General features: G+C 69.5%; 15 protein-coding genes. 10 read left to right on the top strand and 5 right to left on the bottom strand.

Annotated features, from left to right (window positions below):
• Positions 1–97: 97 nt before the first annotated feature.
• Entirely contained in the window at positions 98–1,627 is a 1,530-nt protein-coding gene (locus tag ABZS71_RS17385) for an oligopeptide:H+ symporter (RefSeq protein ID WP_355846929.1), read from the bottom strand.
• A gap of 320 nt (positions 1,628–1,947) precedes the next feature.
• On the opposite strand from ABZS71_RS17385, the gene ABZS71_RS17380 reads away from it, so the two are divergent.
• Together ABZS71_RS17380 and ABZS71_RS17375 are read left to right on the top strand one after the other, a co-directional pair.
• Positions 1,948–2,628, top strand: coding sequence for a response regulator transcription factor (locus ABZS71_RS17380; RefSeq protein ID WP_355846926.1), 681 nt, complete (start codon positions 1,948–1,950; stop codon positions 2,626–2,628).
• Positions 2,629–2,650: 22 nt separating this feature from the next.
• Positions 2,651–3,901, top strand: coding sequence for an ATP-binding protein (locus tag ABZS71_RS17375; RefSeq protein ID WP_355846923.1), 1,251 nt, complete (start codon positions 2,651–2,653; stop codon positions 3,899–3,901).
• Between the two features lie 28 nt (positions 3,902–3,929).
• Here ABZS71_RS17375 and ABZS71_RS17370 read toward each other — a convergent pair whose 3' ends face one another.
• Entirely contained in the window at positions 3,930–4,457 is a 528-nt protein-coding gene (locus tag ABZS71_RS17370) for a GtrA family protein (RefSeq protein WP_355846920.1), read from the bottom strand.
• Positions 4,458–4,619: 162 nt separating this feature from the next.
• Between ABZS71_RS17370 and ABZS71_RS17365 the strand changes: the two genes are divergently transcribed.
• From ABZS71_RS17365 to ABZS71_RS17350, 4 genes are all read left to right on the top strand, one after another.
• Positions 4,620–5,783: a 5-(carboxyamino)imidazole ribonucleotide synthase gene (locus ABZS71_RS17365; RefSeq protein ID WP_355846917.1), complete on the top strand. Its 1,164-nt coding sequence runs from the start codon at positions 4,620–4,622 to the stop codon at positions 5,781–5,783.
• On the top strand, positions 5,780–6,304 hold the full coding sequence (gene purE, locus ABZS71_RS17360; protein WP_356210949.1) for a 5-(carboxyamino)imidazole ribonucleotide mutase: 525 nt from the start codon (positions 5,780–5,782) through the stop codon (positions 6,302–6,304). Before ABZS71_RS17365 ends, purE begins: the two co-directional genes overlap by 4 nt.
• Before the next feature lie 101 nt (positions 6,305–6,405).
• A complete protein-coding gene (locus ABZS71_RS17355) occupies positions 6,406–7,605 on the top strand; it encodes a dipeptidase (RefSeq protein WP_355846911.1) in 1,200 nt (399 codons plus the stop codon).
• Between the two features lie 163 nt (positions 7,606–7,768).
• Complete coding sequence (locus tag ABZS71_RS17350; protein WP_356210946.1) at positions 7,769–9,196, top strand: alkaline phosphatase family protein; 1,428 nt, start codon at positions 7,769–7,771, stop codon at positions 9,194–9,196.
• An 87-nt stretch (positions 9,197–9,283) separates the two neighbouring features.
• Here ABZS71_RS17350 and ABZS71_RS17345 read toward each other — a convergent pair whose 3' ends face one another.
• Positions 9,284–10,624: a UDP-glucose/GDP-mannose dehydrogenase family protein gene (locus tag ABZS71_RS17345; protein ID WP_356210944.1), complete on the bottom strand. Its 1,341-nt coding sequence runs from the start codon at positions 10,622–10,624 to the stop codon at positions 9,284–9,286.
• Between the two features lie 169 nt (positions 10,625–10,793).
• Here ABZS71_RS17345 and ABZS71_RS17340 point away from each other — a divergent pair, with 169 nt between their 5' ends.
• On the top strand, positions 10,794–11,954 hold the full coding sequence (locus tag ABZS71_RS17340; RefSeq protein WP_355846902.1) for an acyl-CoA dehydrogenase family protein: 1,161 nt from the start codon (positions 10,794–10,796) through the stop codon (positions 11,952–11,954).
• Between the two features lie 72 nt (positions 11,955–12,026).
• Here ABZS71_RS17340 and ABZS71_RS17335 read toward each other — a convergent pair whose 3' ends face one another.
• Complete coding sequence (locus tag ABZS71_RS17335) at positions 12,027–13,334, bottom strand: LCP family protein (protein WP_356210942.1); 1,308 nt, start codon at positions 13,332–13,334, stop codon at positions 12,027–12,029.
• Between the two features lie 107 nt (positions 13,335–13,441).
• On the opposite strand from ABZS71_RS17335, the gene ABZS71_RS17330 reads away from it, so the two are divergent.
• Both ABZS71_RS17330 and ABZS71_RS17325 read left to right on the top strand, forming a co-directional pair.
• Entirely contained in the window at positions 13,442–13,984 is a 543-nt protein-coding gene (locus ABZS71_RS17330) for an acyl-CoA thioesterase (protein WP_355846873.1), read from the top strand.
• A gap of 82 nt (positions 13,985–14,066) precedes the next feature.
• Positions 14,067–14,597, top strand: coding sequence for a hypothetical protein (locus tag ABZS71_RS17325; protein ID WP_356210939.1), 531 nt, complete (start codon positions 14,067–14,069; stop codon positions 14,595–14,597).
• On the opposite strand, the gene ABZS71_RS17320 is transcribed toward ABZS71_RS17325, so the two are convergent.
• A complete protein-coding gene (locus ABZS71_RS17320; RefSeq protein WP_356210936.1) occupies positions 14,569–16,002 on the bottom strand; it encodes an LCP family protein in 1,434 nt (477 codons plus the stop codon). The two genes, ABZS71_RS17325 and ABZS71_RS17320, sit on opposite strands and share 29 nt — an antisense overlap.
• Positions 16,003–16,212: 210 nt before the next feature.
• On the opposite strand from ABZS71_RS17320, the gene ABZS71_RS17315 reads away from it, so the two are divergent.
• Positions 16,213–17,229 (top strand): glycosyltransferase family 2 protein, encoded by a 1,017-nt coding sequence (locus ABZS71_RS17315; protein ID WP_356210933.1) that lies wholly within the window; start codon positions 16,213–16,215, stop codon positions 17,227–17,229.
• Positions 17,230–17,276: the final 47 nt, after the last annotated feature.

Here is a 17,276-nt window from a genome sequence, read left to right as displayed (position 1 = left end):
CAGACCCAACCAGGTCTGGAGAACCGACGTCACGCACGGGCCCGAATTGACCAACAGCGTCGATCGATCCGCGCCGGGCCCTCCACAACAAGCGACGTCAGTGCACGTCCGCCATCAGCGCCACGACCTTCTTCCGGTACATGAAGACCGCGAAGCCCGCCAGCGCCGCCACGGCCGCCTCCAGGGTGATCATCCCGACACCGCTCAGGTCGACGCCCGCGATGGACAGCAGCCCCGTAACACAGTCACCGGCGGTCACGGCCAGGAACCACACGCCCATCATCTGGCTGGCGTACTTCGCCGGCGCCATCTTCGTGGTCACCGACAGCCCGACCGGAGACAGCAACAGCTCGCCCATCGTCTGGATCATGTAGATCGACACCAGCCACAGCGGGCTGACCCTGGTGCCGTCCGAGGCCATCCCCATCGGCACGATGAAGACGAAGAACGACGCACCGATCAGGACCAGGGCCGTCGCGAACTTCAGCGTGGTGTTCGGCTCCCGGTCGCGCCGCGCCAGCCACAGCCACAGCCAGGCGAAGACCGGGGCCAGCGCCATGATCATCAGCGGGTTCACCGACTGGAACCACGAGGACGGGAAGTGCAGCCCGAAGACGGTGTCCGCGGTCTTGGTCTCGGCGAAGGCGGACATCGTGGAGCCGCCCTGGTCGTAGATCATCCAGAAGACGGCGGCGGCCACGAAGAACCAGATATAGCCGCTGACCTTGGTCTGCTCGACCGCCGAGAGGTCCCGGTCGCGCTTGATCCGGATCAGCACCCCGGTCGGGATGATCAGGCCCAGGATGGTGATCGGGATCAGCACCCAGTTGATGGTCCAGCTGCCGCTCAGGACGACCCCGGTGTAGAAGACCGCGGCGACGATCAGCCAGATCATCCCCTTGCGCAGCCAGGAGCGCCGCTCCTCGGCCGCCAGCGGGGTCGGCACGGTGTTGCTCTGCGGGCTCAGGTGGCGGGTGCCGATCAGGAACTGGATCAGGCCCAGCGCCATGCCGAGCGCGGCGAGCGCGAAGCCCAGATGCCAGTTGTACGACTGGCCGACGGTGCCGATGACCAGGGGCGCGGCGAAGGCACCGAGGTTGATGCCGATGTAGAAGAGGGTGAAGCCGCCGTCCCGGCGCGGGTCCTGCGGGCCGTCGTAGAGCTGGCCGACCATCGTGGAGATGTTGGCCTTCACCAGACCGGAGCCGAGTGCCACCAGGGCGAGGCCGACGAAGAACGTCGCCTGACCGGGGATCGAGAGCGCCAGATGACCGGCCATGACGATGCCGGCCGCGATGACCACGGTCTTGCGCGGGCCCCAGACCCGGTCACCGAACCACCCGCCCGGCATGGCCAGCAGATAGACCAGCGCCAGATAGACGGAGTAGATGGCCACCGCGTTGCCCTGGGACATCCCCAGGCCGCCGCCCTGGCCGCCGCTGTCGGCGTCGGGGCCGCCGGAGATCAGATAGACGACGAGGAGCGCCCGCATGCCGTAGAAGCTGAAGCGCTCCCACATCTCGATCATGAAGAGCGTGGCCAGGCCGCGAGGGTGGCCGAAGAAGGTCTTGCCGCCGTTCGCAGGGGTCTCCTGCGCGGTTGCGCCCTTCGTCAGGCTGGACGCCATGGTGCTTCGTTCCTTGTGTGCTCAGGGTGCGCTGCCATGCGGGGGAGCGCCCGGGGGGATGACTGAGCGACTGAGCGCCGGGTGGGGCCGGGCCGGTGGTGCCGACACTGTCCAATTCCGGACACGACAGAGACCTTCGGCGCGTCTAGCGCCCAAAGGCCCCGGAGGAGTGCTACAGACGTTGTTTCACCATACGACACCTCCTTGACAACATTGAGAGCGTGAGAGATAGCTCACGGGCGGCGTGCGCAACGATTCGTGCTCCGTCCGGGGTCCTGTGCGCGCCCCGTGCGCCAACCTCGGCGGACTACCATCACCCCATGACCCGAGTACTGCTCGCCGAGGATGACGCATCCATCTCGGAGCCGCTCGCTCGCGCCCTGCGCCGTGAGGGTTACGAGGTCGAGGTGCGGGAGGACGGACCCACCGCGCTCGACGCCGGCCTGCAAGGAGGCGTCGATCTGCTCGTCCTCGACCTCGGCCTGCCGGGGATGGACGGGCTGGAGGTCTGCCGCCGCCTCCGTACGGAGGGCCATGGCTTCCCGGTGCTGGTGCTCACCGCCCGCGCGGACGAGGTGGACACGGTGGTCGGGCTGGACGCGGGCGCCGACGACTATGTGACCAAGCCGTTCCGGCTGGCCGAGCTGCTCGCGCGGGTGCGGGCCCTGCTGCGGCGCGGCGCGGTCGAGACCCAGCAGCAGCCGCCGGCCACGCACGGCGTGCGGATCGACGTCGAGTCGCACCGCGCCTGGATGGGCGACGAGGAGCTTCAGCTGACCGCCAAGGAGTTCGATCTGCTGCGCGTCCTGGTCCGGGACGCCGGCCGGGTCGTCACTCGCGATCAGCTGATGCGCGAGGTGTGGGACACCACCTGGTGGTCCTCCACCAAGACCCTCGACATGCACATCTCCTGGCTGCGCAAGAAGCTCGGTGACGACGCGGCCAATCCCCGCTATATCGCCACCGTCCGGGGTGTCGGCTTCCGATTCGAGAAAAGCTGACCAGGACTGACACGGTAGGGCCATGCGCCGTCGCTTGATCAACTCCACACTCGCCGTGGTGCTCGTCGTCATCGCCGTCTTCGGCCTGTCGCTGGTCATCGTGGAGACCCGGACCATCGAGAACAGCGCCCAGGAGAGCGTGAGCTCCGACGCGGTGCGGCTGGTCAGCATCGTCGACAGCAGGCTGCTGGGCGGCGAGGGGGTTACCGCCAGGGTGCTGCGGGAGCAGATCGAGCCCGGCCGCTACGCCCTGATCAAGATCCCGCACCATCGGGATGTGGAGATCGGCAAGCGCCCCACCGGCAGCATCATCTCCTCCGAGGAGCCGGGCGAGCAGGGTGAGACGGTGCGGGTCGAGGCGTCCCGCTCCACGGTGAGCCGGGAGATCGGCCGCACCATGCTGGTCATCCTGGCGGTGGCGCTGCTGGCCGTGCTCGCCGCGGTCTTCCTCGCCGTACGCCAGGCCCACCGGCTCTCCGCGCCGCTCACCGACCTCGCCGAGACCGCCGAGCGGCTGGGCTCCGGGGATCCCCGGCCGCGCCACCGCCGCTACGGGGTGCCGGAGCTGGACCGGGTCGCCGATGTGCTGGACGCGAGCGCCGAGCGGATCGGCCGGATGCTCACGGCCGAGCGCCGGCTGGCGGCCGACGCCTCGCATCAGCTCCGTACGCCGCTGACCGCGCTGTCCATGCGGCTGGAGGAGATCACGCTCACCGACGACCCGGAGACGGTCAAGGAGGAGGCGACGATCGCGCTGGGCCAGGTCGAGCGGCTCACCGATGTCGTCCAGCGGCTGCTGACCAATTCGCGTGATCCCCGCTCGGGCTCCGCGGTCGCCTTCGATCTGGACGAGGTCGTCAAGCAGCAGATCGAGGAGTGGCGCCCGGCCTCGCGCAGCGAGGGCCGTGCCATCGTGCGCTCGGGGAAGAAGGGGCTGCGGGCGGTCGGCACGCCGGGCGCGGTCGCCCAGGTGCTCGCGACGCTGATCGAGAACTCACTGATGCACGGTGACGGCACGGTCGCGCTGCGTACGCGGGTCACCGGCAATCAGGCGGTGGTCGAGGTCTCCGACGAGGGGCCGGGCGTGCCGCCGGACCTCGGGGCGCGGGTCTTCGAGCGGACGGTCAGCGGCCGGAACTCCACGGGGCTCGGGCTCGCCGTCGCCCGGGATCTGGCGGAGGCGGACGGCGGCCGTCTGGAGCTGCTGCAGCAGCATCCGCCGATCTTCGCGCTCTTTCTGAGCCGTGAGGCCGACGAGCCGCCGGCCTCGTAAGACGTAGACGTAAGACGTGGGGCTCGGGCTACTTGCGGACCGGCTGCTTACGGGTGGCCTGGGCGGGCTGCGACTTGGAGAGGAACGCTTCGGCGTGCTCCACCGCCTCACGGGCGGGCAGCGCCCGGAACACCCAGGTCCGGTAGGACCAGAAGCGGAAGAGGGTGCCGATGCCGATGCCGAGGAACTTGAAGACGTTGCTCTGCAGCGAGCTGTCCCAGCCGAAGCCGTACGTCGCGGTGTAGAGGACGCCGTTCTCGATGACCAGGCCGACCACGCTGAACAGCAGAAAGAGGCTGAGCTCCTTGGTCCGCCTCTGCTTGTCCCGGTCCCGGTAGGTGAAGTACCGGTACCCCACATAGTTGAAGCCGGTGGCGACCACCGTCGCCACGATGCTGGCCCGCACCACGGGCAGCTCGGTGAGGCCGCGGACCAGGTTGAAGACCGCGAGATTGACGAAGACGCCGGCGCCCCCGACCACCCCGAACTTCGCGATCTCACGGGCGAGTTGCCTCACTCGGGTGCTCAACCCGCCGAGCGTGCGCCGTTCACTCATGGTGATCGTTCAGTCCCGTCCGGTCGGCAGAGTCAACCACCCCATGCTAACCAGCGGTCCGGTCCGCCGCCCGCAGGCCGCGGACAAGAGGCCGGTGTGAATATCTAGAGGATCCTCCAACGCAGGTCAGGGGCGGTCCACGCGGGAAGTTACCCTGGGAGGGTGACATTCCCGGTAGTCGGCATGGTCGGCGGTGGCCAGCTCGCCCGTATGACCCACGAGGCGGGCATCCCCCTCGGCATCAAGTTCAAGCTGCTCAGTGATACCCCCCAGGATTCGGCGGCCCAGGTGGTCAGCGATGTCGTCATCGGCGACTACCGCGACCTGGCCACCCTTCGTGCGTTCGCACAAGGCTGTGATGTGGTCACCTTCGACCATGAGCATGTCCCGGCCGAGCATCTGCGCGCCCTGGAGGCGGACGGCGTCGTCATCCGCCCCGGTGTCGAGGCCCTGCTGCACGCCCAGGACAAGGGCGTGATGCGGGAGCGGCTGCGCGAGGCCGGTGTGCCGTGCCCCCGTCACCGCATCGTGACGGACCCGGAGGATGTCGGGCGATTCGCCGCCGAAGGGCTGGGCGGGGCGGCGGGAGAAGGCACAGGCTTCCCCGTCGTCCTCAAGACCGTGCGCGGCGGTTACGACGGCAAGGGGGTGTGGGTGGTCCGTAGCGCGGAGGACGCGGCCGATCCGTTCCGCGCCGGAGTGCCCGTCCTCGCCGAGGAGATGGTCGACTTCGCGCGCGAGCTCGCCGCCAACGTCGTACGGTCCCCGCACGGCCAGGCCGTCGCCTACCCCGTCGTGGAGTCGATCCAGGTCGACGGCGTATGCGACACCGTCATCGCCCCCGCCCCCGATCTCTCCGAGGCGCTCTCCGCCCAGGCGCAGGAGCTGGCGCTGCGCATCGCGGCCGAGCTGGGGGTCGTCGGCCATCTCGCGGTCGAGCTCTTCGAGACCCGCGACGGGCGGCTGCTGGTCAACGAGCTGGCGATGCGCCCGCACAACTCCGGCCACTGGACCCAGGACGGCGCCGTCACCTCCCAGTTCGCCAACCATGTGCGTGCCGTGCTCGATCTGCCGCTCGGCGATCCACGCCCGCGCGCCCGGTGGACCGTGATGACCAATGTCCTCGGCGGCGACTTCCCCGATATGTACGGGGCGTATCTGCACTGCATGGCGCGCGACCCAGCGCTCAAGATCCATATGTACGGCAAGGATGTGAAGCCCGGCCGTAAGGTCGGCCACGTCACCACCTACGGCGACGATCTGGCCGACGTGCGCGAGCGCGGCCGCCATGCCGCCGACTACCTCCGAGGAACCATCACCGAATGAGCGCTCCTGCGATCGGCATCGTCATGGGCTCCGACTCCGACTGGCCCGTCATGGAAGAAGCGTCCAAGGCCCTCGACGAGTTCGAGATCCCGTACGAAGTGGATGTCGTCTCGGCGCACCGGATGCCGCGGGAGATGGTCGCCTACGGGGAGAACGCGGCGCCCCGCGGGCTCAAGGCGATCATCGCGGGCGCGGGCGGCGCCGCCCATCTCCCGGGCATGCTCGCCTCCGTCACCCCGCTGCCGGTGATCGGCGTGCCCGTGCCGCTGAAGTACCTCGACGGCATGGACTCGCTGCTCTCGATCGTCCAGATGCCCGCCGGCGTGCCCGTGGCGACCGTCTCCATCGGCGGAGCCCGTAACGCGGGGCTGCTCGCCGCCCGGATACTGGCCGCGCACGACTCCGAGCTCCAGGCGCGGATGCGTGAGTTCCAGGACGAGCTGAACGCGCAGGCCACCGAGAAGGGCAAGCGGCTGCGCGCCAAGGTCGATGGGGCGGACTCCTTCGGCTTCGGTAAGTGACCAGCAAATGATCGGCGAGTGAGCGGCGAGTGCTCAGCAGGTGAGCAGCAAGTGATCTGACGACGCGTGACTTCGGTCATGTCCCATTGCAAGATGTGACAATGACCGATCGTCTCGCGAAAGCCCGTGAACTGCTGGCCGCCCATCCCGTCGTGGACGGCCACAACGACCTCCCGTGGGCCCTGCGCGAGCAGGTCCGCTATGACCTCGACCGGCGCGATATCGCCGCCGATCTGAGCGAGCACACGCACACCGACATCCCGCGGCTGCGGGCGGGAGGCGTCGGCGCGCAGTTCTGGTCCGTGTACGTCCCCTCGCACTACAGCGGCGACACGGCGGTCAGCGCCACCTTCGAGCAGATCGATGTCGTCCGGCGGTTCACCGAGCGCCACGCGGCCGAGCTGCGCCCGGCGCTGACCGCCGACGACATGGAGGCGGCGCGGGCCGAGGGCCGGATCGCGTCCCTCATGGGCGCCGAGGGTGGCCACAGCATCAACTGCTCACTGGCCACCCTGCGCGCCCTGTACGACCTCGGGGTGCGCTATATGACGCTCACCCACAACGACAACGTCCCCTGGGCGGACTCGGCGACCGACGAGCCGAAGGCCCATGGCCTCACCCGCTTCGGCGAGGAGGTCGTCCGCGAGATGAACCGGCTCGGCATGCTCGTCGACCTCTCGCATGTCTCGGCCGACACCATGCGCGACGCGCTCCGCGTGACCGAGGCGCCCGTCGTCTTCTCGCACTCCTCCGCGCGCGCCGTCTGCGACCATCCGCGCAACATCCCGGACGATGTGCTGGAACTGCTGCCCGCCAACGGCGGTGTGGCGATGGTCACCTTCGTCCCGAAGTTCGTCCTGCCGGAGGCGGTCGCCTGGACCCAGGCGGCGGACGAGAACATGCGGGCCCACGGGCTGCATCCGCTGGAGATGACGCCCGCCGGGATGAAGGTCCAGCGCGCCTTCGAGGAGGCAAACCCGCGCCCCATGGCGACCGCGTCGACCGTCGCCGACCACCTCGACCATATGCGTGAGGTCGCGGGCATCGACCACATCGGCATCGGGGGAGACTTCGACGGCACCGCCTTCACCCCCGAGGACCTCGCGGATGTCGCGGGCTATCCGAACCTCATCGCCGAGCTCCTCGACCGCCGCTGGTCACCGGCCGACCTGGCCAAGTTGACCTGGCAGAACGCGGTCCGCACCCTCCGTTCCGCCGAGGACGTGGCGCGCGGGCTGCGGGCGTCCCGGGGTCCGTCCATCGCGACGATCGACCAACTGGACGAGACCGAGCGCAGCTGACCACCTCCGGCCGGCCTCCGGAGATCCCTTTACTTACCGGTTGTTGGCTTTGCGATGCCTTGATGCATCGTTCACCCAATTCTCCTCTTCCCCTTTGCCGTCGTGGCGAGAGAGTCGAGAGCGGTCTGACGATCTCTCATGCACTTAGAGGGAAAGAGGCGTAATGCCCGATTTCACCCGCCGTAGACTCCTCGGTGCCGCCGCCGGCTCGCTCGGCGCGGGCGCGGCCATGAATCTGCTGCCGCAGAGCGTGCAGCAGGCGATCGCCGAGGGGCCGCCGCGCCGCGGCTCGCTGCACGACATCGAGCATGTGGTCCTGCTCATGCAGGAAAACCGCTCATTCGACCACTACTTCGGCACCCTCAAGGGAGTGCGCGGGTTCGGCGACCCGGACGCCCTGACCCTCTCCACCGGCAAGTCCGTCTTCTACCAGCCGGATGCCGAGAACCCGGACGGCTATCTGCTGCCGTTCCACCTGGACACCCACTCCACCAGCGCCCAGGCGATCCCCTCCACCAGCCACGCGTGGTCGGTGCAGCACGAGGCGTGGAACAGCGGCGCCATGGACACGTGGCTGCCCGCGCACCGTAAGGCGGACGGCAAGAACGGTCCGTACGTCATGGGCTACCACACCCGTGACGACATCCCGTTCCAGTTCGCGCTGGCCGAGGCGTTCACCATCTGCGACAACTACTTCTGCTCGGTTTTCGGGCCCACCTGGCCCAACCGGCTGTACTGGATGACCGGCACGATCGACCCGGGCGGCACCAAGGGCGGCCCGGTCCTCGACAACACCGCGCCGAAGCCGTACCGCTGGACGACCTACGCCGAGCGCCTCCAGAAGGCCGGGATCAGCTGGAAGGTCTACCAGGAGGAGGACGACTACGGCTGCAATCTCCTGGAACAGTTCCAGCAGTTCCGCGACGCCAAGCCGGGCGATCCGCTGTACGACCGCGGTATGACCGTCAGCCCCGCCGGGACCTTCGAGGACGACGCCCGCAACGACCGGCTGCCTACCGTCTCCTGGATCATCCCGACCTCCACCCAGTCCGAGCACCCGGACTATCTGCCCGCCGCCGGCGCGGACTACGTGGCCTCCAAGATCGAGGCCATAGCCGCCAACCCCAAGGTGTGGCGCAAGACCGCCTTCATCCTCAACTACGACGAGAACGACGGGCTGTTCGACCATGTCCCGCCGCCTGTCCCGAAGCCCGGGACCGTGGACGAATTCGTCCAGGGCCTGCCCATCGGCGGCGGCTTCCGGGTCCCCTGCCTCATCGTCTCGCCCTGGACCGTGGGCGGCTGGGCCGCGGGCCAGGCGTTCGACCACACCTCGGTGCTGCGGTTCCTGGAGCGGCTCACCGGGGTCGAGGAGCCCAACATCAGCCAGTGGCGCCGCCGTACCTTCGGCGACCTCACCTCGGCCTTCGGCTTCTCGCACGCCGCGCCGAAGCCGCCGCGGCTGCCGGACGACACCGCCGAACAGCTGGAGAAGGCGAAGAAGGAGGTCGAGACCCTCCCCAAGCCGACCCTGCCGGGCAAGGACCAGACCCCGCCGAAGCAGGAGCGCGGCCACCGCCCGCGCCGCTGACGCCGGGACCCACCGCACACGACCGCCGGACGGAACCGCCACAAGCGGGCCCGTCCGGCGATCGCCTTCAGTGCTTCGCGCCGTGCGCTACGCCAGGGGGCGGCCCAGGGCGCGGTAGGTCCAGCCCGCCTCGCGCCAGATGTCCGGGTCGAGCGCGTTGCGCCCGTCCAGGATGCGGCGCACCGCGACCATGTCACCGAGGGCCGCCGGGTCCAGCTCGCGGAACTCGCGCCACTCGGTGAGATGCAGCACCGCGTGCGCGCCCTGGGCCGCCGCCTGTGCGGTGTCCGCGTAGGCGAGGGTCGGGAAGAGGGCCCGCGCGTTGTCCATGCCCTTCGGGTCGAAGACGGTGACCTGGGCGCCCTGGAGCTGTATCTGGCCCGCCACATTGAGCGCGGGGGAGTCCCGTACGTCGTCCGAGTCGGGCTTGAAGGTGGCACCCAGCACCGCGACCCGCTTGCCGAGGAAGCTGCCGCCGACGGACTCACGGGCCAGCTCGACCATATGGCCGCGGCGCCGCATATTGATCGAGTCGACCTCGCGCAGGAACGTCAGCGCCTGGTCCGCGCCGAGCTCTCCGGCGCGGGCCATGAAGGCGCGGATGTCCTTGGGCAGACAGCCGCCGCCGAAGCCGATTCCGGCCCGCAGAAACTTCTTTCCGATGCGCTCGTCGTGGCCGATGGCCTCGGCGAGCTTGACCACATCGCCGCCCGCCGCCTCGCAGACCTCGGCCATGGCGTTGATGAAGGAGATCTTCGTCGCGAGGAAGGAGTTCGCCGAGGTCTTCACCAGCTCGGCGGTCGGATAGTCGGTCACCACGAAGGGCGAGCCCTCGGCGACGGGCGTCTCGTACACCTCGCGGAGCAGCTTCTCGGCCCGCTCACCGGCGACCCCGACCACAATGCGGTCCGGGTGCAGGGTGTCCTGGACGGCGAAGCCCTCGCGCAGGAACTCCGGGTTCCACGCCAGCTCGGCATCGGCCCCCACCGGGGCGAGCTCGGCCAGCCGGGCCGCGAGCCGGTCCGCGCTGCCCACCGGCACCGTGGACTTGCCGACGACCAGCGCCGGGCGGCGCAGATGCGGGGCGAGCGATTCCACGGCGGAGTCCACGTAACTCATGTCACACGCGTACTCGCCGTGCTTCTGCGGGGTGTTCACACAGACGAAATGGATGTCGCCGAACTCCCCGGCCTCCTCGTAGGAGCTGGTGAAGCGGAGCCGGCCGGTCGAGCCCTCGATGCCCTCGACATGGCGCCGCAGCAGCTCCTCCAGGCCCGGTTCGTAGATCGGCACCCTGCCCGCCGAGAGCATCTCGATTTTCTCGGGCACGATGTCCAGCCCCAGCACCTCGTAGCCCAGCTCGGCCATGGCCGCGGCGTGCGTGGCGCCCAGGTAGCCGGTGCCGATCACGGTGATCTTGAGGGCCATGTGGTGCTCCAGAAGGCGTTCGGTCGCAGATGCGCTGCCTGAGCATAGTCGGGACCGCGGAGCCCGCTCAGCCGACTCTGTCAGGAAGCTCACCTATACCTGCCGAGGCAGCGCCCCTAGACTTCAGTTACTTAACGGTAGTTAGCACACTCAGGGGAGTGAGAAGGCCTTGGCGTCCTCGGTAAATGACTTCGACTTGTACCGGCCGTCCGAGGAGCACGACATGCTCCGTGACTCGGTCCGCTCGCTCGCCGAGGCGAAAATAGCCCCGTTCGCGGCGGAGGTCGACGAGGAGGGCCGCTTCCCGCAGGAGGCGCTGGAGGCCCTGGTCGCCAACGATCTGCACGCCGTGCACGTCCCCGAGTCGTACGGCGGCGCGGGCGCCGACGCGCTGGCGACCGTGATCGTCATCGAGGAGGTCGCCCGCGTCTGCGCCTCCTCCTCGCTGATCCCCGCCGTCAACAAGCTGGGCTCCCTGCCGGTCGTCCTCTCCGGCTCCGAGGAGCTGAAGAAGAAGTACCTGGGCCCGCTCGCCAAGGGCGACGGGATGTTCTCGTACTGCCTCTCCGAGCCGGACGCGGGCTCGGACGCGGCGGGCATGAAGACCAAGGCCGTGCGCGACGGCGACTTCTACGTCCTCAACGGCGTCAAGCGCTGGATCACCAACGCCGGGGTCTCCGAGTACTACACGGTGATGGCCGTCACCGACCCCGAGAAGCGCTCCAAGGGCATCTCCGCCTTCGTCGTCGAGAAGTCCGACGAGGGCGTCTCCTTCGGCGCCCCGGAGAAGAAGCTCGGCATCAAGGGCTCCCCGACCCGTGAGGTTTATCTCGACAACGTCCGCATACCTGCCGACCGCATGATCGGCGCTGAGGGCACCGGCTTCGCCACCGCCATGAAGACCCTCGACCACACCCGCATCACCATCGCCGCCCAGGCCCTCGGCATCGCACAGGGCGCCCTCGACTACGCCAAGGGGTACGTCAAGGAGCGCAAGCAGTTCGGCAAGCCGATCGCCGACTTCCAGGGCATCCAGTTCATGCTCGCCGACATGGCCATGAAACTGGAGGCCGCCCGTCAGCTCACCTACGCGGCGGCTGCCAAGTCCGAGCGCCTCGACGCGGACCTGACCTTCTTCGGCGCGGCCGCCAAGTGCTATGCCTCCGACGCCGCGATGGAGATCACCACGGACGCGGTCCAGCTGCTCGGCGGCTACGGCTACACCCGGGACTACCCGGTGGAGCGGATGATGCGCGACGCCAAGATCACTCAGATTTATGAAGGCACGAACCAGGTCCAGCGCATCGTGATGGCGCGCAACCTGCCGTAGCCGTGAGGCGTCGAGCAAACGACCGCTGCCGGGCCCTCAGGGCCCGGCAGCGGTCGTTTGGGAGCCTCGGGATCAATTGCTGGAGACGGTGACCTTCTCGTCGTTCTTCAGCTGGCCCATCAGCTGCTTGACCTTGGTCATGTCCCACTGCACCGCGCTGCCCTGCGGGGTGGAGAAGCCGGAGTTCGAGACGGGCATGTTCATCTGCTTGCCGTCACCGCCGGAGACGCCCTTCATCGCGAAGAACATGTCCTTCACGTCCCACAGGCTCATGTCCTTGTCGACGATCAGCGAGTCCAGGCCCGAGCCCATCGTCGGGTAGAGCTTGAAGGGGTTGAGGACCGTGCTGGGCGTGGCGGCCTTGTTGGCGAGCGCGGACAGGAACTTCTGCTGGTTCCTGGTGCGGTCCAGGTCGCCGCCCGCCAGACCGTAGCGCTGCCGCACGAAGGCCAGCGCCGTCTGGCCGTCCAGCGTCTGCTTGCCCTTCTTCAGGTCCGTCCCGGCGTGCTTCTCCTTCATGTCCTGCGGGACGTCGATCTCGACGCCGCCGACCGAGTCCACGATCTTGGCGAAGCCGTCGAAGCCGATCTCCGCGTAGTGGTCGATCTTCAGACCGGTGTTGTACTCGATCGTGCGGACCAGGAGCTCGGGGCCCGCCATGGAGAAGGACGCGTTCAGCTTGTTCTGCGTCTGGTTGTACCGCTTGCCGGTGTCCGGGCCGGTGAAGGGCGGGATGGTGACCCAGGAGTCGCGCGGCAGGCTGATCATGGTGTTCCCGTTGTCACCGACATGCAGGATGATCATCGAGTCGGTGCGCCTGCCGTCGGCGGAGCCGGTGTGCAGCTTCTTCTTGTCCTCGGCGGACATGCCCTCGCGGCTGTCGGAGCCGACGATCAGATAATTGGTGCCCTTGCCGCCGCTCGGCCGGTCCTCGACCTTGCTCAGGTTGACCTCGCGGCGGAGCTTCGAGTCGGCCCAGAAGTACGTGCCGATGCCGACGGCGAGCAGCAGAACGATCAGGGTGACCAGGCCGACGGTTATCCGGCGCTTCCAGTTCTTGGGCCGGGCCGGGCGCGGTCCGCCGCCCCCGGGCCCGCCGGCGCCCGGTCCGCCACCGTTGCCTTGGCCGTAGACCTGGCCGGTGTTGTAACCATCGTCATAGTCGTCATAGCCCTGGGAGGGCTGCTGCCGCGGAACGTTTCCGTACGGCGACAGCCCGGGCGGCAGCGGCGGCTCACCGTGCCGTGGCGGGCCGCCCGCACCCGGCGCCGCTCGCCTGACCTGCGGCATCGCGCGGGCCCCTTCGGGCTCGGCGCTGTTGCTGCCTCGTCCGTACCGGTCGTTGCGGTCGCCGGTCCAACCCTGGGGCCAATCGCTCATGCAATGCAGTGTGCCTGGTCGAGCGGGTCGCCTTACAGGGTGGGTGCCGGATCGGGGCACGGCTGTTGCAGACCTGATAAGAATCCCGGCCGCATAGGGTGGACGGCATGACCAATCAGGCCCAGGGTGCGGAAGCGGAGCTTCCGGGTAAACCCACCTCCGCTTCTCGTACCACGCTGTCACACATCATGACGTTCAGTGACACCAATCTCCTCGGGACCGTGCACGGCGGCGTGATCATGAAACTTGTGGACGACGCGGCCGGGGCGGTCGCCGGACGCCACTCCGAGGGCCCGGCGGTCACCGCGTCGATGGACGAGATGGCCTTTCTGGAGCCGGTCCGGGTCGGCGACCTCGTCCATGTGAAGGGCCAGGTCAACTGGACCGGACGGTCCTCCATGGAGATCGGGGTGCGGGTGCTGGCCGAGAGGTGGAACGAATCCAAGCCCGCCACTCAGGTCGGCAGCGCCTATCTGGTCTTCGCGGCGGTCGACGCCGACGGCAAGCCCCGCCCCGTACCCCCGGTCATACCGGAGTCCGAGCGGGACAAGCAGCGCTATCAGGAGGCCGAGATCCGGCGGACCCATCGCCTCGCCCGGCGCCGCGCCATCAAGGAGCTGCGCGCCCGGCGTGCCGCCGGGGCCCGCTAGCGGGGTCCCGTGAGGCCACGGCGTTGCCCTGGGCGGGCGTAGCGGAACGTGATCGTATCCTTGCGGAGCGTACAGTGGCCCCATGAGGCGCCTTCCGCGACCCGGTACTCTCGCCGTCCTCCAGATCCAGGCCACCGTGTTGCTGGCCGCCCTCGGGCTGCTGGTCGCCGGGACCCTGCTCACGGCGGGCGGGCTGACGACGCTGACGGTGAAACCGGTGCGGACCGTCAGCCCGAAACCCACCGTCTCGAACAGCGAGACACCCACCTCGCCGACCCCTCCCACGACGCCCCCGCCGACGACCCCGACCCCGACGACCCCGACCCCGCCGACCTCCGCCCCGGAGCCGACACCGAGCCCCAGCGGAATGTTCGGCCCGGGCCTGCGGGCCGCCGGGGCGCCCCGGGTGGAGGAGAACTCGGCAGCCCTGCTGACGGCCTGGCTCGGCTTCATCGGCCAGCTCATGGGACTGGTGACGGGGCTGGTCGGGATCTACACCGGGGCCCGGCGCCAGGGGGCCGCCACCTCCGAGCGGGACGAGCGGCCCGCCCGCCCCGCCCGGGTCAGGTCCACCGATCAGCCGCCTAAGGGCAGGCGACCTCGTCGCCGGTGACGGCGTGGATGCCCTTCCCGCCCGGGTGCGGCTCCTCGGCCCGCACCCGCTGGACCCCCTTGTAGTCGGCGCCGACCGTGACCTGCATCACAGCGCCCTGCCGGCGCACCGGCCGCAGCTTCGCACCGGGCAGCGCGGCCGCCAGCGAGCGCACCGAGCGGTTCCAGACCGGGTCGTAGGCGATGACCGTGTGCCGGACGTCGGAGGTCGCGGCGTCGGCGGGGGAGCCGGTGGTGGCGAAGCCGGTGGCGTGCAGCGCGCGGTCCGCCCGCCGGGCGAGCCCCGCCGTCCTCGTGCCGTTGAGGACATGCACGCGGACCTGGCCGGGGTCCACATCGACCGGGACGGCGTGAGGCCGCTTCGGATGGTGGACGGTGAGCGGCCGGTCCTCGCGGAGGGTGGTGAAGAGGCGCTCGGCCTTGGCGCGATCCCAGCGGAGCGTGGAGCCAACGCCCTTGACCGGGATGCCCGGCAGGTTCACCGGCACCGAGGCGAACTCCGAGGACGCGGGGGTCAGCCCGTTCATCGCCCGGCCGAGCGCCACCATGTCCGCCGCGCCGAAGCCGTGGTCGGCGCGGACCGAGCCGAGCAGGGTCCCGGCCACCTTGTTGAACTTGACCGGGTTGAGCAGGATGCCGTCGGCCGTGGTCTGGTGGATCACGGCGGCCAGGAAACGCTGCTGGCGCTGGATCCTGCCCAGGTCCGAGGTGACGTCGATATGGCGGGAACGGACGTACTGCAGTGCCTGGCCGCCGCCCAGGATGTGGGTGCCGGCCGGCAGGTCGAGGCCGGTGTGGTCGTCCTTGAGCGGCCGCGCCGTACAGATCTTGACCCCGCCGACCACATCCACGGTCTTCATGAAGCTGGTGAAGTCGACCTCCAGGTAGTGGTCGATATGGATCCCGGTCAGATGCTCGACGGTCCGCACGGTCAGGCTCGGGCCGCCCTCGGCGTACGCGGCGTTGAGCTTCTGCGGATGCGTCGGGTGGCGCTTGCCGGTGGCGTCGGTGTACGCGGGGATGTCGGCGTACGAGTCGCGGGGGAGGCTGACCACGCTGGCCCGGCGGTGGTCCGCCGACAGATGCACCAGCATGATCGTGTCGGTGCAGTGGCAGGGGGCGCCGCCCAGCCGGTAGAGCGCCTTCTCCCGGGGTGTGATCCTGTCCCGGCCGTCCGTGCCGACCAGGAGGAAGTTGATCCCCCCGCCGCCGCTCTTGGGCCGGTTGTCCAGACTGCCGAAGACATCGACCCGGTGGATACCGGACTCCAGCTCCCTCACCAGCAGATGCCCGATGCCGCTGACCACCAGCACCAGACATGCGGCGCCCGTGGCGAGCCGCAGCCCCCAGCGGGGGCGGCGTGAGCGGGGGCGCGGCGGGCGCGGCGTTCGGGCCGGTGCACTCACTCCGGGGACCTCCGTAACGGCTGGTGGGGCGGCTGACGGGGCGGAATCGCCTCACCGTAGGCCCATACGACGATCACCTTGGCGGCCCCACGCCGCCCGTGCCGCCCGCTGCCACCCGGGCGGCGCGTTCCGGTGTCCCCCATTCGCGGTACCGTGGCCCCCGATACTGCAGTCTTCTGGGGGGCCGACCCCCGAAAAACCCGAGGTGCCATGCCCCCGCAGCAGCTCCCGGCCATCTCTGTGATCATGCCGGTGCTCAATGAGGAACGCCATCTGCGCAACTCCGTGCGGCACATCCTGGAGCAGGAGTACGCCGGCGAGATGGAGGTGGTGATCGCCCTCGGCCCGTCCGCGGACCGTACGGACGAGATCGCCGCCGAGCTGGTCGCGGAGGACTCCCGGGTGCATACGGTGCCCAACCCGACCGGCCGCACCCCCGCCGCGCTGAACGCGGCGATCAAGGCCTCCCGCCATCCGGTGGTGGTCCGGGTCGACGGGCACGGCATGCTCTCGCCGGACTACATCGCGACCGCCGTGCGGCTCCTGGAGGAGACCGGCGCGCAGAACGTCGGCGGGATCATGCACGCCGAGGGAGAGAACGACTGGGAGCGGGCCGTCGCCGCCGCCATGACCTCGAAGATCGGGGTCGGCAACGCCGCCTTCCACACCGGTGGCGAGGCGGCCCCGGCCGAGACCGTCTATCTGGGCGTCTTCCGGCGCGAGGCGCTGGAGCAGCAGGGCGGCTACAACGAGGAGTTCATCCGCGCCCAGGACTGGGAGCTGAACTTCCGGATCCGCGAGGCGGGCGGGCTGATCTGGTTCTCGCCCGAGCTGAAGGTCACCTACCGGCCACGGCCGTGCGTGCGGGCGCTGGCCAAGCAGTACAAGGACTACGGGCGCTGGCGCCATGTCGTCGCCCGCTTCCACCAGGGCTCGATCAATCTGCGCTATCTCGCTCCGCCGACCGCCGTCGTGGCCATCGCGGCGGGCGTCGTGGTGGGCGCGGCCGTCACCCCGTGGGGCTTCGTGATACCCGGCGGCTATCTGGCGGCCATCGCCGCGGGCTCGCTGCCGGCCGGCAAGGGGCTTCCGCTCAAGGCCCGGCTGCGGATCCCGGTGGCGCTCGCGACCATGCACATGTCGTGGGGCTGGGGCTTCCTGACCAGCCCGCGGTCGCTGGCCAAGAAGGTCATCGCCAGCCGCCGCCCGGCGGTCCTGACGCCGTAGCCGCCCGTACGCGCGTACGACGAAGGGGCCGGACCCACTGGGTCCGG

The sequence above is a fragment of the Streptomyces sp. NPDC005393 genome, assembly GCF_040606675.1.
Classification (GTDB): domain Bacteria; phylum Actinomycetota; class Actinomycetes; order Streptomycetales; family Streptomycetaceae; genus Streptomyces.
This window is presented reverse-complemented; position numbering and strand designations above follow the sequence as displayed.

Coding starts and splice junctions, on each gene's coding strand:
- ABZS71_RS17355 (WP_355846911.1), top strand. CDS start 6,406: ATGACCGATCGTCTCGCGAAAGCCCGTGAACTGCTGGCCGCCCATCCC.
- ABZS71_RS17325 (WP_356210939.1), top strand. CDS start 14,067: ATGAGGCGCCTTCCGCGACCCGGTACTCTCGCCGTCCTCCAGATCCAG.
- ABZS71_RS17345 (WP_356210944.1), bottom strand. CDS start 10,624: ATGGCCCTCAAGATCACCGTGATCGGCACCGGCTACCTGGGCGCCACG.
- purE (WP_356210949.1), top strand. CDS start 5,780: ATGAGCGCTCCTGCGATCGGCATCGTCATGGGCTCCGACTCCGACTGG.
- ABZS71_RS17380 (WP_355846926.1), top strand. CDS start 1,948: ATGACCCGAGTACTGCTCGCCGAGGATGACGCATCCATCTCGGAGCCG.
- ABZS71_RS17315 (WP_356210933.1), top strand. CDS start 16,213: ATGCCCCCGCAGCAGCTCCCGGCCATCTCTGTGATCATGCCGGTGCTC.
- ABZS71_RS17350 (WP_356210946.1), top strand. CDS start 7,769: ATGCCCGATTTCACCCGCCGTAGACTCCTCGGTGCCGCCGCCGGCTCG.
- ABZS71_RS17370 (WP_355846920.1), bottom strand. CDS start 4,457: ATGAGTGAACGGCGCACGCTCGGCGGGTTGAGCACCCGAGTGAGGCAA.
- ABZS71_RS17330 (WP_355846873.1), top strand. CDS start 13,442: ATGACCAATCAGGCCCAGGGTGCGGAAGCGGAGCTTCCGGGTAAACCC.
- ABZS71_RS17335 (WP_356210942.1), bottom strand. CDS start 13,334: ATGAGCGATTGGCCCCAGGGTTGGACCGGCGACCGCAACGACCGGTAC.
- ABZS71_RS17375 (WP_355846923.1), top strand. CDS start 2,651: ATGCGCCGTCGCTTGATCAACTCCACACTCGCCGTGGTGCTCGTCGTC.
- ABZS71_RS17385 (WP_355846929.1), bottom strand. CDS start 1,627: ATGGCGTCCAGCCTGACGAAGGGCGCAACCGCGCAGGAGACCCCTGCG.